Here is a 19,750-nt window from a genome sequence, read left to right on the forward strand (position 1 = left end):
GGTGTTTCGCGCAACGCCGCGTCTGCATGCTGCAAGCGGCGCGGTGATCGATTGCCTTGTCATCGGCGCCGGGCCGGCCGGACTGACGGCGGCGACCTATCTTGCGCGGTATCGCCGCCGTGTCGTCGTGGTCCACGACGGGGAAAGTCGCGCCCAGCGCATTCCGCTGGCGCATAACGTACCCGGCTTTCCCCAGGGAATAGCCGGCCCCGAACTGATCGGACGGCTGACGGAGCAGGCCGAGCGGTACGGCGCCGAGCTGCGGGCGGGGCGCGTTTCGCGTCTCGTCCGCGACGGCGCGAGGTTTCTGGTCCCTGAGATGGACCTTAAGGCCAGAACGGTCATCCTTGCGAGCGGCGTGCGGCTCTTCGAGGTCGAGCTCGACCCTGACGCTCACGAAGCCGCCATGGCGGCGGGCACGTTGAGATACTGCCCGATCTGCGACGGCTTCGAAGCGACCGGCAAGCGTATTGCGGTGCTGGGCGCTGATCGACACGGCGCGAAGGAGGCGCTGTTTCTGCGGGGATTCAGCAGCGATGTGACCCTGCTGACCCGCACAAGCATGGAGCTCGAACCTGCTCAGCGCGGCGAATTGCGCGAGGCTGGCATAGGCGTGGTGGCGGAGCCGATCGCGACGCTTCAGCCCGCTCCAGGCTGCATGCGTGTGGTTCTGCAGCATGGCGCGGCCCTGGAGTTCGACATCCTCTATCCCGCCCTCGGCTGCGCGCCGCGCTCGGAACTGGTGAAGCATCTGGGCGCCCAGGTCACCGCAGCTGGATGCGTGCCGACCGACGCACGCCAGCAGACCAGCATCAAAGGCCTGTTCGCGGCCGGCGATGTCGTCGAGGCGCTGGACCAGGTCAGCGTCGCGGTCGGGCATGGCGCAATCGCGGCGACGACGGCGCACAACCACCTACGCGCCGCGGCGGCAGGTTAGGGCGAGGGGTGCGAGCCCCAGGCCTGCAGGCTCAGCGCCTCGGTCGAGGAAGTGTCTGCGCCCATGCTGTTGCTCATGATGCGGAGCGCCCAGGCCTTCCGCTCGTCATTGTCGCTCGCCACCGCATCTTCGGGAATCCAAAGTCGATAGTCGCGCATATGCGCGTCCGCGGCCGTGAAGAGTACGCAAATGTCGGCGGCGACCCCTGTCAGCACCAGATGTGAAACGCCGAGCTGGGGCAGCAGCACGGGCAGGTTTGTCGCGTAGAACCCGGAGAACCTCGGCTTGATCACGAAGTAGTCGTGGTCTCGGGGCGCCATTCGCAAGACAAGGTCCCGGGCCCGTGGCTCGCGCGCGCAGGCTTCGACAATGGCGGAGCGCTCGGAGCGCCAATGGCCATAGTTGTCGTTGACGTAGAAGGTGGGGACGCCCAGCCGGTCGGCCTCGTTGCGCAAGGCAAGTATGGACGAGGTGATTGTCTGGGCTCGGGCCAGCAGCTCGTCCCCGTCCGGGAAGTCGAAGTCGTTGACCATATCGACGATCAGAAGCGCGGTCGCGCCGGGCGCAGGACCGGCGTGGGCTGCATGTTCGCTGGCCGCCGACGCCATTTTAAACGGTCCTCTCCGTGGAGCTGACATCTGATCGCGCCGCGCTCGTCTGGCGGCGCGAAGACGGCTGACGGGAAGCTTCCCTGGTCATGGTCCAGATTGCGGTTTCGATGGGGGCGGCGGTGCGGAACGGGGACATGCTGGATTTCCTAGGCCGTCGAGCGCACGAGCGGACGCGGCGGCGCGTCAGGCGCGTCGGCCGATCTCCTGAGGTTCATGGTCGGCCGGGGCGCCCGTTTCCGCGACCGGGATGAGCTGCGCTGGCGACCCGGCCCGGGCGACCAGGCGATGGGGCGCGCCGCGAAGCCACAGCCGTTCAATCTCGATGCTCTCCCAGCCTCTCGGAAGCAGGACAGGGCCGGCCGGGCGCCGGCGAGGAACCCCCAGGCCGAGCTCCAAGCCGCAGAAACCGAAGACGATAGAACCGAGAAAGCCGCCCATATTCGCGAAGAAGGGCCCGGCCCGTGGTTGATCGGGGAACCGGTCGGGGCGGTATTCGAGAATCTGATTGAAGCGTCCCGCGTCGAAGGCGCCGTAACCTTCCGAAAGCATACGCAGGCTGAGGTCTGGATCGTCGGCCTGGCAAGCCCATACGCCATACAGGGCCGAGAGCATGGGGGAGCCGACATACTCCTCGGCCCGTGACAGGTAGTAGGCGAGGGTTGCGGCGGCGACATCGCTCGCCAGCTCCATACCTAGCGGGTAGAGCGCAGTGAGCGGATCTGGCGTCGCCGCCTTCTCGCCGTCCGGATCGAAGTCGTCGTGGCCCACCAGTTTGCCATCGTCGAGCGGGAGAACAAGGCCTTCGGCGACCTCCTGCCAGGCGCGGCCCGGCGGCAGGCCAAGGTCTCCCGCCATCTCCAGGGCGCCTTCGAGGGCAAGTCTAGCGGTGAGGTTCATGTAGGCCGGATTGTCGACCGCCTCGGCGCGTTCAGCCACGCCCATTGATTTGAAGATCTCAAAGCCCCGCGCCGTCGGTTCGGCCCGGTCGCATAGCCAGTCGGCGACGGCGGAGACGACCGGCCACGCCTTCTGCCGCTTGAAGACCTCGTCGCTGGTCATCCTGCAGAACGCGATGAAGGCGATCGCGATGTCGGCCGAGACGTGGTCTTCGTACCAGGACGCCCTGCCCGGCAGGGGACCCGACTCCTGGCCGTTCACAGGGCCGCTCTGCCAAGGATACTGGGCTCCCGCACGACCGTGAACGCGTGCGTTGTTTTCGGCGCTCTCGAGCGTCCTGTAGCGGAACGCGAGCAGGCTCCGGGCCGCCTCCGGCTGGATCAGCGTGATCAGCGGCAGGCAGAAGGTCTCTACGTCCCACATCACCTGGCCGTAGTAATAGTTATAGGTGCGCCAGGCGGCCAAGCCGAACATCGAGGTTGAGGCTGGCGATCCCGCATGGGTCGAGCTCATCAGATAGAAGAAGGCGGCGTCGGCCAGCCTCTGGCATTGCTCGTCAGCCCCGTGGATCACGACGCGGCCCTTCCAGAGCTCCGCCCACTCGTCACGGTTCGCTCGACGAAGCGCGTCGAACCCTTTCTTCGCGGCCAGGCAGACATGGCGCACCGCCTGCTGGTCGGGACGATGGTGCGTGACGCTTGGGATCAGGGCGGCGATCTGACGCAAAGTGACCGCCTGCCCCGCGTCCAGCCTAAGCTTGTAGGAGGTGGCCAGCCGCGTGTTCTGCATCGAAGGGCGGTCGCGCTCGGCCTCGGCGCCCAGCAACTCGGTGCAATACGCCACCCCGCATGAGGACAGGGCGCCCGCGCCCTCCCAGTGCAGACAGCCGTCCAAGGGCGACTGATCCTCTCCTGGCAGATCGCGAAGCTGGGCGATGGCGCGGCCCTCGATGCCCCCTCCATCGAGCCCGGCCGAAAGCTCTAGCTCGGCGGGGCCTTTCTCGACCTCTATCTGGATTTCCTGGCAGACGACGGCGGGGTCGGGGCGACTGGCGAAGGTGGTGACCGTGAGCGCCAGGACCGCGTCTGCTGCAACGAGGCGCAATCGGCTGGTCAGCTCGCCGTTCGAAAAGTCGTAAGATTGCTCGAGCGGCTCCAGACCGCCGCCCACAGCTGACAGCACCGCGCCATTGACTGTGATCTCAGTAAACAGCGGATAAGGTGTGGCGGCCGCCGCTTCGATCTTGCGGATCGGGTGTTCGCCGCAAAAGCCGGCCAGCATCGACATCCCGGAGATCATCGGCACATCGCGAACCCTCAGGCCCACAAGGCCGTTGGAGACAAAAGCCGGAAGGTCGCCGCCGAGCGGCCCCTTGCAGGGCGTAGGGCTGATGGGCGTGGACATCAGCAGGCTCCTTTGCGGTTCGCCGGACCAAGCGTCCGTTCGCGCAGGATCGTGGAGGCGCCGAACAAGCACGTAACGCGCGCGGCCCAAGCGTCACGACTGCGGAGGGACGGATAAGTCCCGGACAAGGCGTCCGCGGGCGCCGCGTGATCCGGTGGGGTCGAGCGTGAAAGCGAGGCGGTCGGACCGGCGGTCAAGCTCATGGGCTTCCTGACGATCGGGATCGGAGTGGAGGGCCAACGGAATCCCGCGACGCTTCGTTCCGCTGCTCAGGCTCAAGAATTTCAGAAATATCAAATGTTAAGCGGCGTGGGATGGCGCAGCGGCGCCCGTGCGCAACTCACCGCGGTGCGGGCGGGCGCTCTCCAGGCACGCCTCAGGCGTGCGTCTCAATCGCCCGCGCCGCCCGGATAGGCGACGTCGTGGTCGTGAGGCCTTGCATGACCGCCGTGGCGCAGGAAGCGGCGGTCGATCTTGTCGATCCGGGCCTGCCCGCCCTTGGTGTCCATCAGCTTGATCAGTTCGTCGAGCTTGGCTTCGCTGCGATCGTCGTTCTCCTTGGAAGCGGGCGAGCCGACGTAGAGGAAGTAGGCCAAGCCGACGACCTGCCAGATCAACTGCAGGAATTCCGACTGCCAGTTTTCAAACGTGTCGCGCGCCATCTCCACTGCGTAGCCAGACACCGCCGGCGCCGCGTGGAGCGCGGACTGCTCATCCAGGTAGGCGTACCAGCCGAACACCCAGTGGCCCGCGATCGAAACCAGGAAGAAGATTGCGGTCAACCACCCGTAAGCGTACTTTTTCATGGGAGTTCTCGCCCTGAAAGTAATCTTCAGTTTGAACACGTCGGGCGAAGATTGGTTCTAGTGGGTCGCGCTAGATTAACATTTGTTGCAATCTAGACCTTGGAGATACTTATTACGCGCGTAGAAATGCGCAAAATTATCTGAACCCTTGGCATCATTTGAAGTTTATGTCGGGCGGAAGGCGGGCGTGTACTGCGCCGGACGGCGACGAGCCGGGCTTCCGCATCAGCAGGAGACGCAGATGACGTCGCAGACCGAACACATACGCAGTGATGCGCCACTGACCGCCCATGTCGATCAGAGCGAGTTGGCCAAGGAGACGGCAGAAGCGCTCGGCTGGGATCACGCCGCCGTGGTCGGGCGCTCGATCACGGTGAATCTTCCGCGTGAGCAGGTCTATGCCTTCTGGCGGGATTTCCAGAACTTCCCGTCTTTCATGGAGAACATCGAGGCTGTGCGCATCGAAGACGACCGGCGCTCGCACTGGGTGGTGCAGGCGCCGGGAGGCGACACGGTCGAGTGGGACGCGCTGCTGAATGAAGACGTCCCAGGTGAGCTGATCGCCTGGTCTTCTGTCGAGGACGCCGAGGTCAAGAATGCAGGCCGCGTCGAATTTCGCGACGCCCCGCCAGGGCGCGGCACCGTCGTCACCGCGACCATCGCCTACGAGGCCCCGGCCGGCCGGCTTGGGCAGATGATCGCCAAGCTGTTCCAGGAGGAGCCCAAGATCCAGGCCCGGCGGGATCTGCGACGCCTCAAGCAGTTCCTTGAAACCGGCGAGGTCGCGACCTCGCGAAACCGGCGCGACGAGGAGGCCACGTCATGAGGGCTCTGACCTGGCACGGCAAACACGACGTCCGGATGGAGACGACGCCCGATCCCGAGATCGTCAATCCGCGCGACGCGATCATCAAGATCACCTCGACGGCGATCTGCGGCTCCGACCTGCACCTCTATGACAGCTTCATCCCAACCATGAAGCCGGGGGACATCCTTGGCCATGAATTCATGGGAGAAGTGGTGGAGGTCGGTCGGTCCACGACGCTTCAGAAAGGCCAACGCGTTGTGGTGCCGTTCGTCATCGCATGCGGCAAGTGTTTCCACTGCGGACAGCAGCAGTTCTCCGCCTGTGACAACTCCAATCCGGCTGACAAGGCCGACATCTCTGAAGTCGCCTATGGCCAGTCGATGAGCGGGCTGTTCGGCTACTCGCACATGACCGGCGGCTATCCCGGCGGCCAGGCGGAGTATGTGCGGGTGCCGTTCTCGGACATCGGCCCGATCGTCATTCCCGACGGGCTGGAGGACGACAAGGTGCTGTTCCTCTCGGACATTCTTCCGACGGGCTGGATGGCGGCTGAAAACTGTGAAATCCAGCCCGGCGACACCGTGGCCGTCTGGGGGTGCGGTCCGGTCGGGCTGTTCTCCATCCAGAGCGCGCTGCTCATGGGCGCACATCGCGTCATCGCGATAGACCACTATCCGCATCGGCTGGAACTGGCCCGGTCAATGGGAGCCGAGGTCATCGACTACCATGACGTCAAAGTTCGCGAAGCGTTGATGGAAATGACCGGCGGCATTGGCCCGGACGCCTGCATCGACGCCGTCGGGATGGAGAGCCACGGCTTTACCCTCGACAACAGCATCGATGCGGTCAAAGCCGTCACGCGGCTGGGCACGGACCGGCCGCATGTGCTGCGCGAGGTGTTGCTCGCCTGCCGCAAGGGCGGGCGCGTCTCTATCCCTGGCGTTTACGGCGGGATGGGCGACAAGATCCCCATCGGCGCCATGATGCAGAAGGGCCTGCAGATCCGGACTGGTCAGACGCACGTGCAGCGCTACCTGCAGCCGCTGCTGGAGATGATCGGTGAGGGGCGGATAGACACCACCTTCCTGATCAGTCACCGGCTCCCGCTGGAAGAGGCCCCGTTAGGCTACAAGATGTTCAAAGAGGAACAGAACGAGACGACCAAGGTCGTGCTCAAGCCAAACTGGGAGCCGGGTAGCACAGCGAACTGATCAACTGCTGCGCGGGACGGTTTGCGTCGTCAGCAATAGCGCGCAGGCGACGCGGAGCGCTCGCGCGGCCGGAAGGTCGGGACGGGCCGGTTTGCTGGTCGGCCGCGTTCGCCTCCCATCGTGCCGCCAGGGCTGCCGACCGCAGTTCGTGCTGCACCGGCCGCCGCCGAATACCGCCGCGCAAGCGCCAGCGAGGACGATCTGGAGGTTCGTTCTCGTGCCTCGTCGAACAGTCTCGATCCTAGAAGGCGTTTTCGCAGAGCTGTGTTCCTGACCTCGGGCGCTTTAGTCGCCCGTGTCGCTTCGACGTCCTTGAGGCGGCGCCGGCTTGGGCGGCGGCCCCCGCTCGTGGAGCGGGATGGCGTTCCGCGGGCAGCGACGCGACCTGGTCAGCTGTTTGGAGCGCTACCGGAAAGGCCAATCTTCGTTGGAGCTTTAGAGCGCGGCTTTGGCGAGACCTCGAACATATCCGGCGATGTCGTTCGGCCAAGCGGCAAGGCGGTTGTTGAATGCGTCAGCATCGCCGGCGTAGAGGGCGCGCAGGGCGTCCTCATACCCCGGTAGGTGGCCTGCGAGCGCGTGCATTACGCGGTAGGTCGCCGTCTGGGCCCGGCGAGCCTTGTCAGTTTCGGCGCCGTCCTGCTGAGCCTGCTCCACAAGCCGCCTCAGCGCTGCTGATGCGCCGCCAGGCTGCTCCTGGAGCCAGCTCCAGTGCCTCGGCAAGAGTGTGATTTCGCGCGCCGTCACGCCGAGCTTGGGGCGACCCCGCCCGCGAGGCCCATCGGTGGGGGCCGGTGCGGAGGTGCGGAGCCGCTGAACGACGTCCCGCGCGTCGCCGCGCAGGTCCAGATCGACCACGCTCCCGCTGGCGTCTTCGAAGACGATAGGCATCTCGCGCTGGCTGTCGCGGACCTGGTGCGCCGCGAGCGCTACGGTCTCCAGATCGCCTGCCGCCAGACGGCCGGTTCCAACAAACGCGGTATAGGTCGACGTCATGGCGGGCCTCGTTGTGGTGATCAGGCCTTCGACCAGGGGGCCCAGCTTGTCAATCTACCCGGATAAAAGGAGAGAGCCCGCGAACGGACTGAACTAGAGCTTCCAGGTCGCAGGGGATCGTGCAGATCGGGTTTGCGCGCCGCCTTGACCCGCGAAGGGTCGTATTCCCATCTGGGCACAACGAACTCCGGCGTGGCCGTGGTTTCACTCGTCGTGGGCGTTCGCCTGGGTGTTCAATCGGCCACCTTTGTCGGAGCAGGAGCGGGTGGCCGAAGCGTCCGGCGTGCTGAAACGCCAATTCGGGAAAAAGGCGCTCGAGGATCTCACGGCCGTGGCCGCTCCCCTTTGTTCGCCCGATCCTGATCGCGTGGCCGAACTCAGCCGTGGATTGCAGCGGGAGGTCCGGCCAGGGTCGGCCACAACACCAGCACCGACTGAGCAGCGAACTCGCAAAGCCCGTCATTCCGCTTGCTGACCAGGGGCGCGCGGCGGGATGACGGATCGCGGCCTGGGCGGACTCGGCAGCCTGGCGCGAGCACCTCGCTCTTGCGGAACTCGCGCGGGTCCTGCGCCACACTTAAGCTGCTGCGGCGACTGCCCATGCGCCAGAGCGGGGCGGGGCGTCGGTGCGTGGCGCCGGTTAAAAGGCCGCGTGATCGGAAACCCACTGGTGGCGCTGGAACCAGGGCCCGCCTCAGGTCTTTCACTGCCACGCAAGTGTGAGAACCTAACATGATCAAGACGATAGTGGGCGTCGCGGCTGTCGCGACGCTACTGGCCGCTTGCGGCCAAAAATCCACCGAAGCCGACCGCACCGAGGGTCCGGTGGTGTCCAGTTCGGAAGCCCCCCGCAACGAAGCGGTGGACACGACGCCGACCCAGGACGCCGCCACTCTGACGCCGGGCGCCAATTCCTTCACCGAAGCTCAGGCCCGCAGCGCGATCGAAGCGGCGGGCTACACCGGTGTGGGGGCGCTCACGCAGGACGCCAACGGCGTCTGGTCGGGGACCGCCGCCAAGGACGGCGTCCAGACCAAGGTCTCGGTCGACTACAAGGGCGCCGTCAGCGCGTCCTGATCGGCCTGTCGCACATCCGTACAATGCAATCAGGGACTGAACTCAGATGAGTAAGACGATTACCCGCCTCTTCGACAATCACACCCTGGCGCTCGCCGCGGTCGGCGACCTCGAACGCGCCGGGATCGACGAGGACAAGATCAGCATCGTCTCCAACAATGCCGACAACTGGCATGAAGGCCACCGGCATGCCGGGGGCGCGGGCGAGCGAGCCGGTGCGCTTGGCGATCGCAACGGCGACGGCGAGAACGACGTGGCCGAGGGCGCCGGCAAGGGCGCCACGACGGGCGGCCTGCTGGGCGGCGGCGCCGGTCTGCTGGCCGGGCTCGGAATGCTCGCCATCCCTGGCCTCGGCCCGGTGGTGGCCGCGGGTTGGCTGGCCTCGACCGCGCTCGGCGCGGCGGTCGGCGCCGCGGCCGGCGGCGCGACCGGCGGGCTTCTGGGCATGCTCAAGGAAGCTGGTCACTCGGATGACGAGGCCAATGTGTACTCGGAGGGCGTGCGACGCGGCGGCACCCTGGTGAGCGTGCGCGCGCATGACGCCGAGGTTCCGCAGGTCGAGGCGATCCTGGATGGGCAGCGCGGCGTCACCGCCGCGTCGCGCGGCGACATCTACCGCCAGAGCGGCTGGTCGCAGTTCGACGCCAGCGCGGACCCCTACGGCGTGGAAGAGATCGCTCGCGAGCGGGCCCGCTATCTCGGCGAAACCCGGTCTTTCGGTGGCATGGAGCCTACGGACAGGAGCGGCGATGACGGACTGGACGCCCCGCGTCCGATCGGCGGGGCTGGCCTGAACCGGCCGGTCTAAGGACCAGCGAAGGCCCAGCCTTGCCTTAGCTTGGCTGGCGAGGCGCCGCGCGGGCTCTCCCTGCTGCGCGGCGCTTCGTTCGGCTTAGCTCATGGTTCGGAACGTCACCGAGTACCGCAGAGCTGTAACCGGTGGAATGGAGTGCTCCCACTCGCTGCGCGCGGCGCCGCTGAGCAGGTAAGCCGAGCGGGGCGCGGCCTGGAGCGTCGCGCGGTCCCAGCCGGCGCCTCGCCGACGCCGCAGGCGGAACGGGCAGGGCGCCAGCAACGAAACGCCGGCGACGTCGCCAAATTGCGGCCGGTCGCGGTGCCATCCGATTCCTGCGCCTGGCCGGTATTCCAGAACCAGCGCCTGTTCGAAGGCCTCGGGACCATGTCCCGTGAAGCGGGCGACGTCGTCTCGCAGACTTAGCAGAAAGTCAGGGATAGGCGCTGCCCGCTCAAGGCGGCGGCGAGAAAAGTTATAGCGCCAGCCGAATGAGACGACGCGCCGATGGCCGAGATATCCCTGAAACTCGAACGGTGCGAACGGCAATCGCTCGATTTCGGCCCTCAGGGCGCGCTCCTGCCCCGCGGTCACGACTTCTGGCTGATAGCGAAGGCCTGGCGGAAGCTCCGGGGGCGAAGCTTGGGGCAGGTCGAACAGGCTCGGCTGCATAGACATATGCCCCGCGCGCTAGCGCAGCTGGCTGTCCTTGCTGCCGCGACGATTGATGCCGACGAGGACAACGCGTCCATCGCGCTCTGATTGGCAGGCCACGCAGGTTCGGGCCCCCGGCAGGGCCTGGCGCCGGGAGATCGGTATTTCGTCTCCGCAATCCACGCAGACGGGTGTGCCCTCGCCAGAGGGCATTCGGGCGCGCGCAGTCGACACCCCGTCCGTCACGGTGTCCATGATTTGGTCGAGCACGGCGCCGTCCTGCGCCCAGCCGTTGGCCATGAAGTCTCCAGAATAATTTGCAATCTCAGTCGGTTAGATAGGGATAGTTGGATCCGTTTCAATCGGTGACGCGCCGGGCGCAAGAAGCCGCCTCTGGCGGCTTCTCACCTATTCAGCGACGCGCGGTTTGGGTGATCGCCTGGGCGGCGCCTAGGGTGAGCGCATCCTCTACGAGCCCGGTCGAGGTCTGGCCCGCGCGCCGCATGGCGGCCATCCGCGCATTGAACGTCAGATAGGCCGCGCCGACCGCGGCCGATGCGCCAAGAAAGGCGCCTAGCGCCGCGTGACGACGCGGGGCGAGGGCCGCCCCGGCCAGCCCGCCGGTCACAAGACGTGCGGCGATGCCGGCGGGCACGATCCGATCAGGCGCGGAGGCGAGCTTATCGCCCCAGATTTCGCCGGCGGCCAGCAGCTTGACGGCCGCCGCGACCGCAGGGTGTCCCAGCCAGCTGGGCGCGCCGTTGTCGGAGGGCAGGGCGCCGCGCCGTGCGGCGTCGCTGACCGTGGCCAGGGGGGTGAGAGAGCGGGATCCGGCCACCAGGCCGATGAGAAATGAACGCAGCACGGGTGTGTCTCCTGAAGGTCGAACCGTAACCTCCGGGCGGGTCTTTCGATCCCAGGGCCGATCCCGCGCCGAGCGCTGCGTGGATGGCCGGTGAAACCGAATGGCGGCCCGGGAATTGGCTTCAGGCGCTTGAGGGAGGCCTGATGCGGCAGACTTACAGTTCCGAGCCTGGGAGGAAGACGGCGCTGCACCCGCTGCACGCGATGCTGCTCGCCTTTCCATTGGCGTTATTCACCGCCGCGCTCGCCACCGACATCGCTTACCTGCGGACCGCCGAGCTGCAATGGTCCAATTTCTCGGCCTGGCTGATCACCGGCGCCCTGGTGGTCGGCGCCCTGGTGCTGATCTGGGCGCTGGCCGGGCTGCTGGTCTTTCGGCGGGCCGGCCGGGCGCGAAGCGCGCTGTACCTCGTTGCGGTCCTGGTCATGTTGGGCTCCGGGCTGATCAACGCCTTCCAACATAGCCGCGACGGCTGGAGCGCGGTCGGCGCGACCGGCGTGACGCTTTCATCGATTTCGGCTCTGGCCGCGGTGATCGCGGCATGGCTGGGCTACTCGTCGCTACCGGCCGGGAGGCGCGCATGAGAGGCGCCCTCACGGCGACGCTCGCCGCAGTGCTGATGTTGAGCGCCTGCGGGCGCAACGACGGCGAGTTGGCCCAGACCGGCCCGCGCCCCCAATTGCCGGGCATTGACGAGACCCTGCTGCCGCCGATGAAGATCGCCAGGCCGACGCCGTGGGACGGGCGTCTACCGACTGTTCCAGCCGGCTTCACCGTCGCGCCGCTGGCCAGCGACCTTCGTATTCCGCGGCAGATGCTCGTCCTGCCCAACGGCGACATTCTGGTCGCCGAAGGTTCAGGGGGGGCGGCGCCGAAGCTGCGCCCCAAGGACGTCATCGCCGGCTACATCAAGAGCCTGGGAAAGACCAAGGCGAAGGGAGGCGATCGCATCACGCTCCTGCGGGACGCCGATGGCGATGGCCGGGCCGAGCTGCGCTCCGTCTTCATCGACAACCTGAACGCCCCTTATGGTCTCGCCCTCGTCGATGGGTCCCTGTACGTCGCCAACCAGGATGCGCTGCTGCGGTTTCCTTACCAGGACGGCCAGACCAAAATCTCGGCGGCGGGCGAGGAACTGACAGAGCTTCCCTCCCAACTCAATCACCATTGGACGAAGTCGTTGGTGGCCAGCGCCGACGGCGCGCGGCTCTATGTCGGCATCGGCTCCAACAGCAATGTCGGCGAACGCGGAATGGCGGTGGAAGAGGAGCGGGCGGTCGTCTGGGAAGTCGACCGCGCATCAGGTGCGCGCCGCACCATCGCAACCGGCATCCGCAATCCGACCGCCCTGGCCATCGAGCCGGTCAGCGGCGCGCTCTGGGCGGTGGTCAACGAACGCGACGAGCTTGGGCCTCAACTCGTACCCGACTACCTGACTTCGGTCCGGGGAGGCGCATTCTACGGCTGGCCCTACAGCTACTGGGGCCGCAACGTCGATCCGCGGGTGCATCCCCAGAAGCCTGACCTGGTCGCCACGGCGGTGACCCCCGACTACGCGCTGGGCTCGCACGTCGCCGCGCTCGGACTGAGTTTCGCCGTCGACGGCGGGTTCGGCGGAAACTTCACGCAGGGCGCCTTCGTCGGCCAGCATGGAAGTTGGAACCGCCAGGATCTGGCTGGCTACAAGGTCGTGTGGGTGCCGTTCGCCGATGGTCGACCGGCCGGACCGCCGATCGATTTCGCCACGGGCTTTCTCGACGACGCGGGCAAGGCGCGCGGCCGCCCGGTCGGGGTGACGTTCGATGCGGCCGGCCGCCGGCTGCTGATCGCGGACGACCTGTCCAACACCGTCTGGCTTGTCATTCCAACGCCTGCGGCCGGAGGCCGCTGAGACGAGACGCAAGCAATGGCGCAGTTCGCCTGGATCCCCTACTGCGGCGCGGCCCCCGAACCGGGCGAGCTGATCTCGCGCTGGAACCTCGACCCGCTGGTCATGGCGGCTCTGGCGGCCGCCGCGGTGCTTGTGGCTTTACGCTCGCAACGCAGGGCGCCCGGTCTCCTGGGGCTGTGCGTCCTGGCGATCGTCTTCCTCTCACCGCTGTGCGCGCTGAGCTCGGCGCTCTTCGCCGCACGCACCGTGCATCATGTTCTGCTAGTGGCGGCGGCCGCCCCGTTGCTGGCCCTGAGCTTGCCGCCCGCGCCGCGGGCCAGCCTTGCGTACGCCTTGGGGATCCAGGCGATCACGTTCTGGACGTGGCATGCCCCCGGGCTCTACGGCTGGGCGCTGTCGCAGGACGCGGTCTACTGGGTCATGCAGGCCACTCTGCTCGGGTCCGCGGTTTGGTTCTGGTCGGCCGTGTTCGCCGCCCGGGCGCTTGGCGCGGCCAGCGCTCTGCTTCTGGCCTCGATCGCCATGGGCCTGTTGGGCGCGGTGCTGACCTTCTCGCAGCAGGCGTTCTACGCGCCGCATTTCGCGTCCGCCCCGGCCTGGGGGCTTTCCGCGCTAGAGGACCAGCAGGCAGCCGGCCTGATCATGTGGATACCGGCGGCGGGCATCTACCTGCTGGTCGCGCTTGGGGCGGTCCGCGGCGTGCTGATTGCGCCCTCGGGCGCTAGGTCCCGATGATCGATCGTCTTGTCGTCAAGGTCCTGGCCTGGGCCGCCGGCCATGCGGACGAGGGGCGCTATTCGCCTGTCGCGATCGTCTTTCATTGGACCATGGCCGGGCTCGTCCTGATCCAACTGGGGCTGGGCTGGGCCATGGGCCAGCTGCCGGTGGGCGCCGACAAGGTCGCCGCCCACGACCTGCACTATGCTCTTGGCGTGCTCATGCTGGTGCTGGTGATCGGACGTGGCGGATGGCGGCTGCTTGCGCCGCCCGTCATCAACGACGCCGACAAGCCAGGGTGGGAAAGCGCCTTCGCCCACGTGGCGCATTACGTCTTCTACGCCTGCCTGTTCGGCCTGCCGATCAGCGGATGGATGATGGTCTCGGCCACCGCCCGGGAACAGGAGCTGCATCTCCTTGGCCTTACGCCCTGGCCGCTACTGCCGTTCCAGGAGCTGGCGCCGCAGCGGCGGTGGGCGATCGAGGCCGTGGCCGAGTGGGCGCACCTGGGCCTGGTGCTCTCGTTGCTGGCGCTGATCCCCGTCCACGTCGTCGCCGCACTCAAGCATCACCTCATCGATCGGGACGACGTACTTCACGGGATGCTGCCAATTGTTCCGCAGCGGCCTGGGCGTCGGACACCCTGGCAGCGTCGCTATAGGGTCGCGGAGCAGGCGATTGGCGCGCGAGCCAGTCAGCTATGGCGAGGTTTTCAGCGGGCGTGGTTCGTGAAGCGGCGATCGCCATGACATTGCGCGGGTCGTTGCGCCGGACGGCGGACGCCCAGCGTTCCATCTGCGCCAGGGTGTAGGCCGACGGCTGCCCGGCAAGCGCCGGCCCGCCGATCCCGACGCCCCGGGCGTCGTCGCCGTGGCACGCCGCGCAAGGGGGAAGGTCGCGCGCCTGATCGCCTTCCAGCCAAAGGGCCGGCGGCGCGCCGGCCGCGCCGGCCCCGCTCGGAGGCTCAAGTTGTGCGTAGTAGACCGCCACGGCGTGACGGTCGGCGCCCGAGAGCCAGCGGACTGCGGCCTGCATGACGTCGTCGCGGCGCAGGCCGGCCGCGTAGTCTCCGAGCTGCTTTTCGATGTAGCCGGCGTCGAGGCCGGCGAGCCGCGGGGCCGCGACGCCATCACCCTGGCCAGCCAGACCGTGGCATCGGAAGCAGGCCTGGGCCGGGCCGCCGCGCCCGCCCCCCATCGCAATGACTTCGCCGTCCCTGGTGAAGGGATCTATCGGCGCCGGACCTGCAGGGGCGCACGCCACGACGAGGGCGCAGAGCGGCAGGAGGGAGAGCTTGAGGCGCACGCTGAGGCCAACACGAGCACGTCGCATCGGTTCCGGCGGAACCTGCGCCGCAGCGCGCGGTTTCCTAGACCCGTGGGAAGGGACGCGATGCATGGGACGCGACGAGCGCCAGGGCGCGTATGGACGATGGCGGTCCTGCTTGGCGGCGTGCTGTGCGGTTGCGCCGACAAGTCTGCGCCTCCACGCGAACTGGCCGGCGCGGACGCGCGGCGCGGCCTGGACCTGATGACGGAGGTCGGCTGCGGCGCCTGCCATGACATTCCAGGCATCGACTGGCCGCGCGGCGCCCTTGGGGGCCCGCTCGAAGGCTTCGCCCGCCGGCCGATGATCGCCGGACGCTTTCCCAACCAGCCAGGCGTGTTGATCGCCTGGATTCGCAACGCTCCGGTCATGGCGCCCGACACCGCCATGCCCGCCAGCCTGATGTCGGAGCGCGATGCGCGCGACGTCGCGGCCTATCTCTACGGCCTCGATGAACGTTAGGCCGCAACCTGTCGATGGAATGGCCGGCTGGCCGCCTCCGGCGCTCGATCCCGCCGGCCCGTTCGCCGCGCCGGTGAACGTGCTGTCCTGGGTGCTGATGGCGGGGGGCGGGGCTGTGCTGGCCGTGGTGCTGGTCGCTCTTGGCCTGTCGCTGCTGGGCCCGCGTCGCTGGCGAAAGCGACTGGGCGGCGGCTGGCTCGTCTGGGCCGGCGGCCTGGCGTTCCCGGTCGTGGTGCTGAGCGCGCTGCTCATCTACGGCCTGAGCCTCACGCATCGTCTCAGCGAGGCCCCGACGCCGGGGGAGCTGCGCATCCGCGTCACCGGGGAGATGTGGTGGTGGCGGGTCGCCTATCTCGACGACGCCGGCCAGGCGATCCTGCAGGACGCCAACGAACTGCACATCCCAGTCGGACGTCCCGTGGTGCTCGAGCTGGAATCCGCCGACGTCATTCACAGCTTCTGGGTTCCGCGTCTCGGCGGTAAGCGGGACATGATCCCAGGGCGGCGCAACCTGCTGCGACTGCAGGCGGACAGCCCGGGGGTCTATGCGGGCCAGTGCGCGGAGTTCTGCGGCGGCCCCCACGCGCTGATGGGCTTCGTGGTGGTCGCTCACGAACCGCGCGCCTACGAGGCCTGGCGTGGCGCGCGCCTTGAGCGCGCCGCCGCGCCGAGCGATCCGCAGGCGGTGCGCGGCGCGGAGGTCTTCGCGGCCTCCGGCTGCGGCGCCTGCCATACGGTGGCGGGCACCAGCGCCAACGGACTGGCCGGACCTGACCTGACCCATGTCGGATCGCGTCGCTCGCTCGGCGCTGGAATCCTCCCCAACAACCGAGGGACCCTGGCCGGTTGGGTGGCCGACAGCCAGGCCATCAAACCAGGCAACCGCATGCCGTCCTATCCGGTGCTGCGGGGGCGGGATCTCAATGCGCTGGCGATCTACCTCGAGGGACTGAAGTGAGCGGGGAGGAGGGCGTCCCGCTCGAGACGCTTGCCGAGCGCTTCCCTTCCCGGACGCGGCGGCCGGCGGCCGAGCGCGCCGAGCTCGAGCGCATCTGGCGCCGCCCCAGCGGTTGGGGCTGGATCACCGCCATCAACAACAACTTCGTCGGCGTCTACTACGTCGGGGCGGCCATGCTGTTCTTCGTGCTGGCCGGCGCACTGGCGCTATTGATGCGCACGCAACTGGCGCTGCCGCTCAACGGCTTTCTGTCGCAGGAAACCTACAACCAGGTCTTCACCGTGCACGGCACGATGATGATGTTCCTGTTCGCCGTGCCCGCGGTCGAGGCCTTGGGCGTGCTGCTGCTGCCGCAGATGCTCGGGGCGCGCGATCTGCCTTTTCCGAGGCTGAGCGCCTACGCCTTCTGGGCGTATCTGATCGGCGGGCTGGCGTTCTTCGCCTCGCTGTTCTTCGGTCTGGCGCCGAACGGCGGCTGGTTCATGTATCCGCCGCTGACCAGCACCACCTGGTCGCCCGGCATCAACGCCGACTTCTGGCTTGTCGGCATCGGCTTCATCGAGATTTCCGCCATAGCGGGGGCGATCGAGATCATCGTCGGCGTGTTGCGCACCCGCGCGCCGGGCATGACGCTCGACAAGCTGCCGATCTTCGCCTGGGCGATGCTGATCTTCGCGGTGATGATCATCATCGCCTTTCCCTCGGTGATCCTGGCGACGACGCTCATGGAGCTGGAGCGCGCGCTGGACTGGCCGTTCTTCGATCCGGCCCGCGGGGGCGATCCGCTCCTGTGGCAACACCTCTTCTGGTTCTTCGGACACCCGGAGGTCTACATCATCTTCCTCCCAGCCGCGGGGGCGATGTCCACGATCGTGCCCGTGGTCGCGGGCACGCGCCTGGTCGCCTATCCGCTCGTGGTTCTGGCGATGCTCGCCACCGGGTTCATCAGTTTCGGCGTCTGGGCGCACCACATGTTCGCGACCGGCATGCCGACGATGTCGATCAACGCCTTCTCGGCCGCGTCCATGGCGGTTTCGATTCCCGCGGGCGTGCAGGTGTTCGCCTGGATCGCGACCCTGGCCGACGGCAAGCCGCGCCTGACGACGCCTGGTCTGTTCGCGATCGGGTCGGTGGTCGTGTTCACCATGGGCGGACTGACGGGCGTGATGGTCGCCATGGTGCCGTTCGACTGGCAGGCGCATGACACCTACTTCATCGTCGCCCACCTTCACTACGTGCTCATCGGCGGGATGGTCTTTCCGATGTTCGCGGCGATCTACTACTGGACGCCGATGGTGAGCGCCCGGGCGCTCAGCGAACGGCTCGGCAAGTGGGTGTTCGGGCTGATGTTCGTCGGCGTGCATCTGGCCTTTCTGCCCATGCACCTGACCGGCCTGATGGGCATGCCGCGCCGGGTCTACACCTATCTGCCCGGTCGCCAGTGGGAGCTGCCCAACCTGATCTCGACGGTGGGAGCCTTCGTCTTCGGCCTGGCGGCCCTGATCTGGATCATCGACATGGCGCGCAACTTCCGGCCGTTCAGCGAGCGCTCGGCCGGCGACACGCATGACAGCCCTGGCCTGGAGTGGATTCCGGCCGGGCTCTACTCGGTGCGATCCATTCCGTTGGTCACCAGCCTCTACCCTCTATGGGACCAGCCCGGTCTCGCGCGCGACGTCGAGGAGGGGCGCTATCTGTTGCCAGGCGCGCCGACCGGGGGCCGCGAGACGCTCCTCACCAGTTCCTTCCGCGCCCTGCCGCAGGCCTTGCTGCGAATGCCAGATCCATCGCCCTGGCCGATCTGGGCGGCGGTGTTCACCGCGGGCTTCTTCCTGCTGCTGACCGTGCAGGCCTATGGCGCCTGCGTGGTGAGCGGGGTCCTGGGCGTCTACTGCATCATGCGGTGGTGCTGGTCGCTGGACCTTCCGTTCGATGAGGCGAGCGCCCACGTCGGCGGCCGGATCCGCCTGCCGACCTATGTTTCCGGCCCGTCGGGACACGGCTGGTGGGCGATGTCGATCACCTTGGTGGTGGCCGCAATGGTGCTGGTCCTGATGGCGTTCAGCTACGTGTTCCTGTGGAGCGGCTCGGGCGCGCAATGGTCTGCGTCGCCGCCGCCGGCCAATCTCATATGGCCGCTGTCCGGGTATGGGGCCGCCTTGCTGGCGTCGTTCGCCGCGATGCGGCTGGCGGGGCGCGGACGTCTTGGGGCGCGGTCCGCCGCCGGCCTGCTGATCGCCGCCGCGCTCCTTGTCGCCTGCGCCTGGGCGAGCGATCTGGCCGCCTGGCGCGAAACGGGCCTGCAGCCGCAGGCGAGCGCCCAGGGCGCCATCGTCCACGCCTTCCTGGCCTGGCAATCGCTCTTCGCGGCCGTGGGCTTGCTCATGGCCCTCTATCTGCTGATGCGGCTCTTGTTTGGGCTGATCGCGCCGGAAAGGCCCGCAACATCGGAGGTCGTGGCGCTGTTCGTCCTATATGCGGCGGGGCAAGGCGGCTTTGCAGCCATGCTCACCCGTCTCTTTCCAGGCGCATGAGCATGTTGCGCTGGGCCGGCATGTTCGCGGGCCTGCTCGTCTGGGCAGGACATTTCGCCATCGTCTACGCGCTCGCGAGTCTTGAGGCTCTGATCGGCCACGGTGGCGCGGTCAGGCTCGTCGGGTGGATGCTGAGCGCCCTCTGCGTGGCGATCTGTGTTTGGCTGCTGGTCCGGGCGGCGAGACCGTCGCGCGCCGATGACCTGCGGGACTTCGAAGCTGCGCTGGCCGGCGGGAGCGCCGTCCTTGGGGCGCTGGCGATCTGCTGGCAGACGCTGGTGTTCGGGTTCTAGCCGAGGCGTAGTTTCCGAAGAGAGGTGACGCACTGACAATTTGCCGCTATATAGGTGGCATATTGCAGGAGTTTGCCGTGACCGCGGTCGCTAAAATTCAGGAACTGCTGGGCGGCGAGCCCGTCACCGGCCGCCTTTCCAGTGAACTCGATGTGATCCGCCTGGTGCGCCGAGGCCTGCCGCCGGCCGCGCTGGAGAATTTCCTGTCGGCCACGCAGCTGCAGTATCCGGCCATCGAAGCCTATGTGATGCCGAGGCGGACCTTCAATCGGCGCCGCGACGCCGGGCAGATGCTGGAGCCGGCGGAATCCGATCGGCTGGTGCGCGTGGCGCGGCTGGTGGCGGCCGCCGAGGAGACCATCGGCGACCGCGAGCGCGCCCTGATCTGGCTGGAGCGGCCCAATCGCGCGCTGGACGGGGAGGCGCCGCTGTCGCTGGCCGACACCGACCTGGGCGCACAGGGCGTCGAGCGGCTGCTGGGACAGATCGCCCACGGTCTGGCGGCTTGAT

At 67.6% G+C, this 19,750-nt stretch carries 21 protein-coding genes and 1 pseudogene; 14 read left to right on the plus strand and 8 right to left on the minus strand.

Features of this window, described 5'->3' with window-relative positions; all coding sequences use genetic code 11:
- The first annotated feature begins 1 nt into the window (after nt 1).
- The gene (locus ACSQ2H_RS23105; protein WP_436063792.1) at nt 2-937 is read left to right on the plus strand and encodes an NAD(P)/FAD-dependent oxidoreductase; all 936 of its coding nucleotides are present in this window, start codon (nt 2-4) and stop codon (nt 935-937) included.
- On the opposite strand, the gene ACSQ2H_RS23110 is transcribed toward ACSQ2H_RS23105, so the two are convergent.
- From ACSQ2H_RS23110 to ACSQ2H_RS23120, 3 genes are all read right to left on the minus strand, one after another.
- Nucleotides 934-1,545, minus strand: coding sequence for an isochorismatase family cysteine hydrolase (locus ACSQ2H_RS23110; RefSeq protein WP_436063793.1), 612 nt, complete (start codon nt 1,543-1,545; stop codon nt 934-936). The genes ACSQ2H_RS23105 and ACSQ2H_RS23110 overlap by 4 nt on opposite strands.
- A 186-nt stretch (nt 1,546-1,731) precedes the next feature.
- Nucleotides 1,732-3,849 carry a glycoside hydrolase family 65 protein gene (locus ACSQ2H_RS23115; protein ID WP_436063794.1) on the minus strand — a complete coding sequence of 706 codons (2,118 nt, stop codon included), beginning with the start codon at nt 3,847-3,849 and terminating at the stop codon, nt 1,732-1,734.
- Between the two features lie 389 nt (nt 3,850-4,238).
- Nucleotides 4,239-4,655: a DUF6766 family protein gene (locus ACSQ2H_RS23120; protein ID WP_436063795.1), complete on the minus strand. Its 417-nt coding sequence runs from the start codon at nt 4,653-4,655 to the stop codon at nt 4,239-4,241.
- A 241-nt stretch (nt 4,656-4,896) separates the two neighbouring features.
- Between ACSQ2H_RS23120 and ACSQ2H_RS23125 the strand changes: the two genes are divergently transcribed.
- Both ACSQ2H_RS23125 and ACSQ2H_RS23130 read left to right on the plus strand, forming a co-directional pair.
- Entirely contained in the window at nt 4,897-5,481 is a 585-nt protein-coding gene (locus ACSQ2H_RS23125) for an SRPBCC family protein (protein WP_436063796.1), read from the plus strand.
- Nucleotides 5,478-6,674 carry a zinc-dependent alcohol dehydrogenase gene (locus ACSQ2H_RS23130; RefSeq protein WP_436063797.1) on the plus strand — a complete coding sequence of 399 codons (1,197 nt, stop codon included), beginning with the start codon at nt 5,478-5,480 and terminating at the stop codon, nt 6,672-6,674. Before ACSQ2H_RS23125 ends, ACSQ2H_RS23130 begins: the two co-directional genes overlap by 4 nt.
- A gap of 435 nt (nt 6,675-7,109) precedes the next feature.
- Here ACSQ2H_RS23130 and ACSQ2H_RS23135 read toward each other — a convergent pair whose 3' ends face one another.
- Nucleotides 7,110-7,670, minus strand: coding sequence for a DUF2239 family protein (locus tag ACSQ2H_RS23135; protein ID WP_436063798.1), 561 nt, complete (start codon nt 7,668-7,670; stop codon nt 7,110-7,112).
- 732 nt (nt 7,671-8,402) lie between these two features.
- Here ACSQ2H_RS23135 and ACSQ2H_RS23140 point away from each other — a divergent pair.
- Nucleotides 8,403-8,747 carry a hypothetical protein gene (locus tag ACSQ2H_RS23140; protein ID WP_436063799.1) on the plus strand — a complete coding sequence of 115 codons (345 nt, stop codon included), beginning with the start codon at nt 8,403-8,405 and terminating at the stop codon, nt 8,745-8,747.
- Between the two features lie 46 nt (nt 8,748-8,793).
- The gene (locus tag ACSQ2H_RS23145; RefSeq protein WP_436063800.1) at nt 8,794-9,555 is read left to right on the plus strand and encodes a hypothetical protein; all 762 of its coding nucleotides are present in this window, start codon (nt 8,794-8,796) and stop codon (nt 9,553-9,555) included.
- An 84-nt stretch (nt 9,556-9,639) separates the two neighbouring features.
- On the opposite strand, the gene ACSQ2H_RS23150 is transcribed toward ACSQ2H_RS23145, so the two are convergent.
- The 3 genes from ACSQ2H_RS23150 to ACSQ2H_RS23160 form a co-directional block, all read right to left on the minus strand.
- Nucleotides 9,640-10,212, minus strand: a complete 573-nt coding sequence (locus tag ACSQ2H_RS23150) for an alpha-ketoglutarate-dependent dioxygenase AlkB (protein ID WP_436063801.1) — start codon at nt 10,210-10,212, stop codon at nt 9,640-9,642.
- An 18-nt stretch (nt 10,213-10,230) separates the two neighbouring features.
- Entirely contained in the window at nt 10,231-10,494 is a 264-nt protein-coding gene (locus ACSQ2H_RS23155) for a DksA/TraR family C4-type zinc finger protein (RefSeq protein ID WP_436063802.1), read from the minus strand.
- Between the two features lie 112 nt (nt 10,495-10,606).
- Entirely contained in the window at nt 10,607-11,059 is a 453-nt protein-coding gene (locus ACSQ2H_RS23160) for a DUF4126 domain-containing protein (RefSeq protein WP_436063803.1), read from the minus strand.
- Nucleotides 11,060-11,142: 83 nt separating this feature from the next.
- On the opposite strand from ACSQ2H_RS23160, the gene ACSQ2H_RS23165 reads away from it, so the two are divergent.
- The 4 genes from ACSQ2H_RS23165 to ACSQ2H_RS23180 are packed head-to-tail and all read left to right on the plus strand — an operon-like array spanning nt 11,143 to nt 14,416.
- Nucleotides 11,143-11,643 carry a DUF2231 domain-containing protein gene (locus ACSQ2H_RS23165; protein WP_436063804.1) on the plus strand — a complete coding sequence of 167 codons (501 nt, stop codon included), beginning with the start codon at nt 11,143-11,145 and terminating at the stop codon, nt 11,641-11,643.
- The gene (locus ACSQ2H_RS23170) at nt 11,640-12,950 is read left to right on the plus strand and encodes a PQQ-dependent sugar dehydrogenase (RefSeq protein ID WP_436063805.1); all 1,311 of its coding nucleotides are present in this window, start codon (nt 11,640-11,642) and stop codon (nt 12,948-12,950) included. The genes ACSQ2H_RS23165 and ACSQ2H_RS23170 overlap by 4 nt, the downstream gene beginning before the upstream one ends.
- A 15-nt stretch (nt 12,951-12,965) precedes the next feature.
- The gene (locus ACSQ2H_RS23175) at nt 12,966-13,685 is read left to right on the plus strand and encodes a cytochrome c oxidase assembly protein (RefSeq protein ID WP_436063806.1); all 720 of its coding nucleotides are present in this window, start codon (nt 12,966-12,968) and stop codon (nt 13,683-13,685) included.
- Nucleotides 13,682-14,416: a cytochrome b gene (locus tag ACSQ2H_RS23180; protein WP_436063807.1), complete on the plus strand. Its 735-nt coding sequence runs from the start codon at nt 13,682-13,684 to the stop codon at nt 14,414-14,416. The genes ACSQ2H_RS23175 and ACSQ2H_RS23180 overlap by 4 nt, the downstream gene beginning before the upstream one ends.
- Before the next feature lie 49 nt (nt 14,417-14,465).
- On the opposite strand, the pseudogene ACSQ2H_RS23185 reads toward ACSQ2H_RS23180, so the two are convergent.
- A pseudogene (locus tag ACSQ2H_RS23185) lies at nt 14,466-15,227 on the minus strand (c-type cytochrome); the annotation flags it as partial.
- On the opposite strand from ACSQ2H_RS23185, the gene ACSQ2H_RS23190 reads away from it, so the two are divergent.
- The 5 genes from ACSQ2H_RS23190 (at nt 15,198) to parS (ending at nt 19,749) form a co-directional block, all read left to right on the plus strand.
- Nucleotides 15,198-15,455, plus strand: coding sequence for a c-type cytochrome (locus ACSQ2H_RS23190; RefSeq protein WP_436063808.1), 258 nt, complete (start codon nt 15,198-15,200; stop codon nt 15,453-15,455). The pseudogene ACSQ2H_RS23185 and the gene ACSQ2H_RS23190 overlap by 30 nt on opposite strands.
- A 19-nt stretch (nt 15,456-15,474) precedes the next feature.
- Nucleotides 15,475-16,413, plus strand: a complete 939-nt coding sequence (locus tag ACSQ2H_RS23195) for a cytochrome c oxidase subunit II (RefSeq protein WP_436063809.1) — start codon at nt 15,475-15,477, stop codon at nt 16,411-16,413.
- Nucleotides 16,410-18,947, plus strand: a complete 2,538-nt coding sequence (locus tag ACSQ2H_RS23200; RefSeq protein WP_436063810.1) for a cbb3-type cytochrome c oxidase subunit I — start codon at nt 16,410-16,412, stop codon at nt 18,945-18,947. Before ACSQ2H_RS23195 ends, ACSQ2H_RS23200 begins: the two co-directional genes overlap by 4 nt.
- Before the next feature lie 2 nt (nt 18,948-18,949).
- Nucleotides 18,950-19,240, plus strand: a complete 291-nt coding sequence (locus ACSQ2H_RS23205) for a hypothetical protein (RefSeq protein ID WP_436063811.1) — start codon at nt 18,950-18,952, stop codon at nt 19,238-19,240.
- 77 nt (nt 19,241-19,317) lie between these two features.
- Nucleotides 19,318-19,749, plus strand: a complete 432-nt coding sequence (gene parS / locus ACSQ2H_RS23210) for a type II RES/Xre toxin-antitoxin system antitoxin (protein ID WP_436063812.1) — start codon at nt 19,318-19,320, stop codon at nt 19,747-19,749.
- Nucleotide 19,750 lies beyond the last annotated feature (1 nt).

The organism is Phenylobacterium sp. LjRoot97, from assembly GCF_964254345.1.
In the GTDB taxonomy this organism is placed as follows: domain Bacteria; phylum Pseudomonadota; class Alphaproteobacteria; order Caulobacterales; family Caulobacteraceae; genus Phenylobacterium.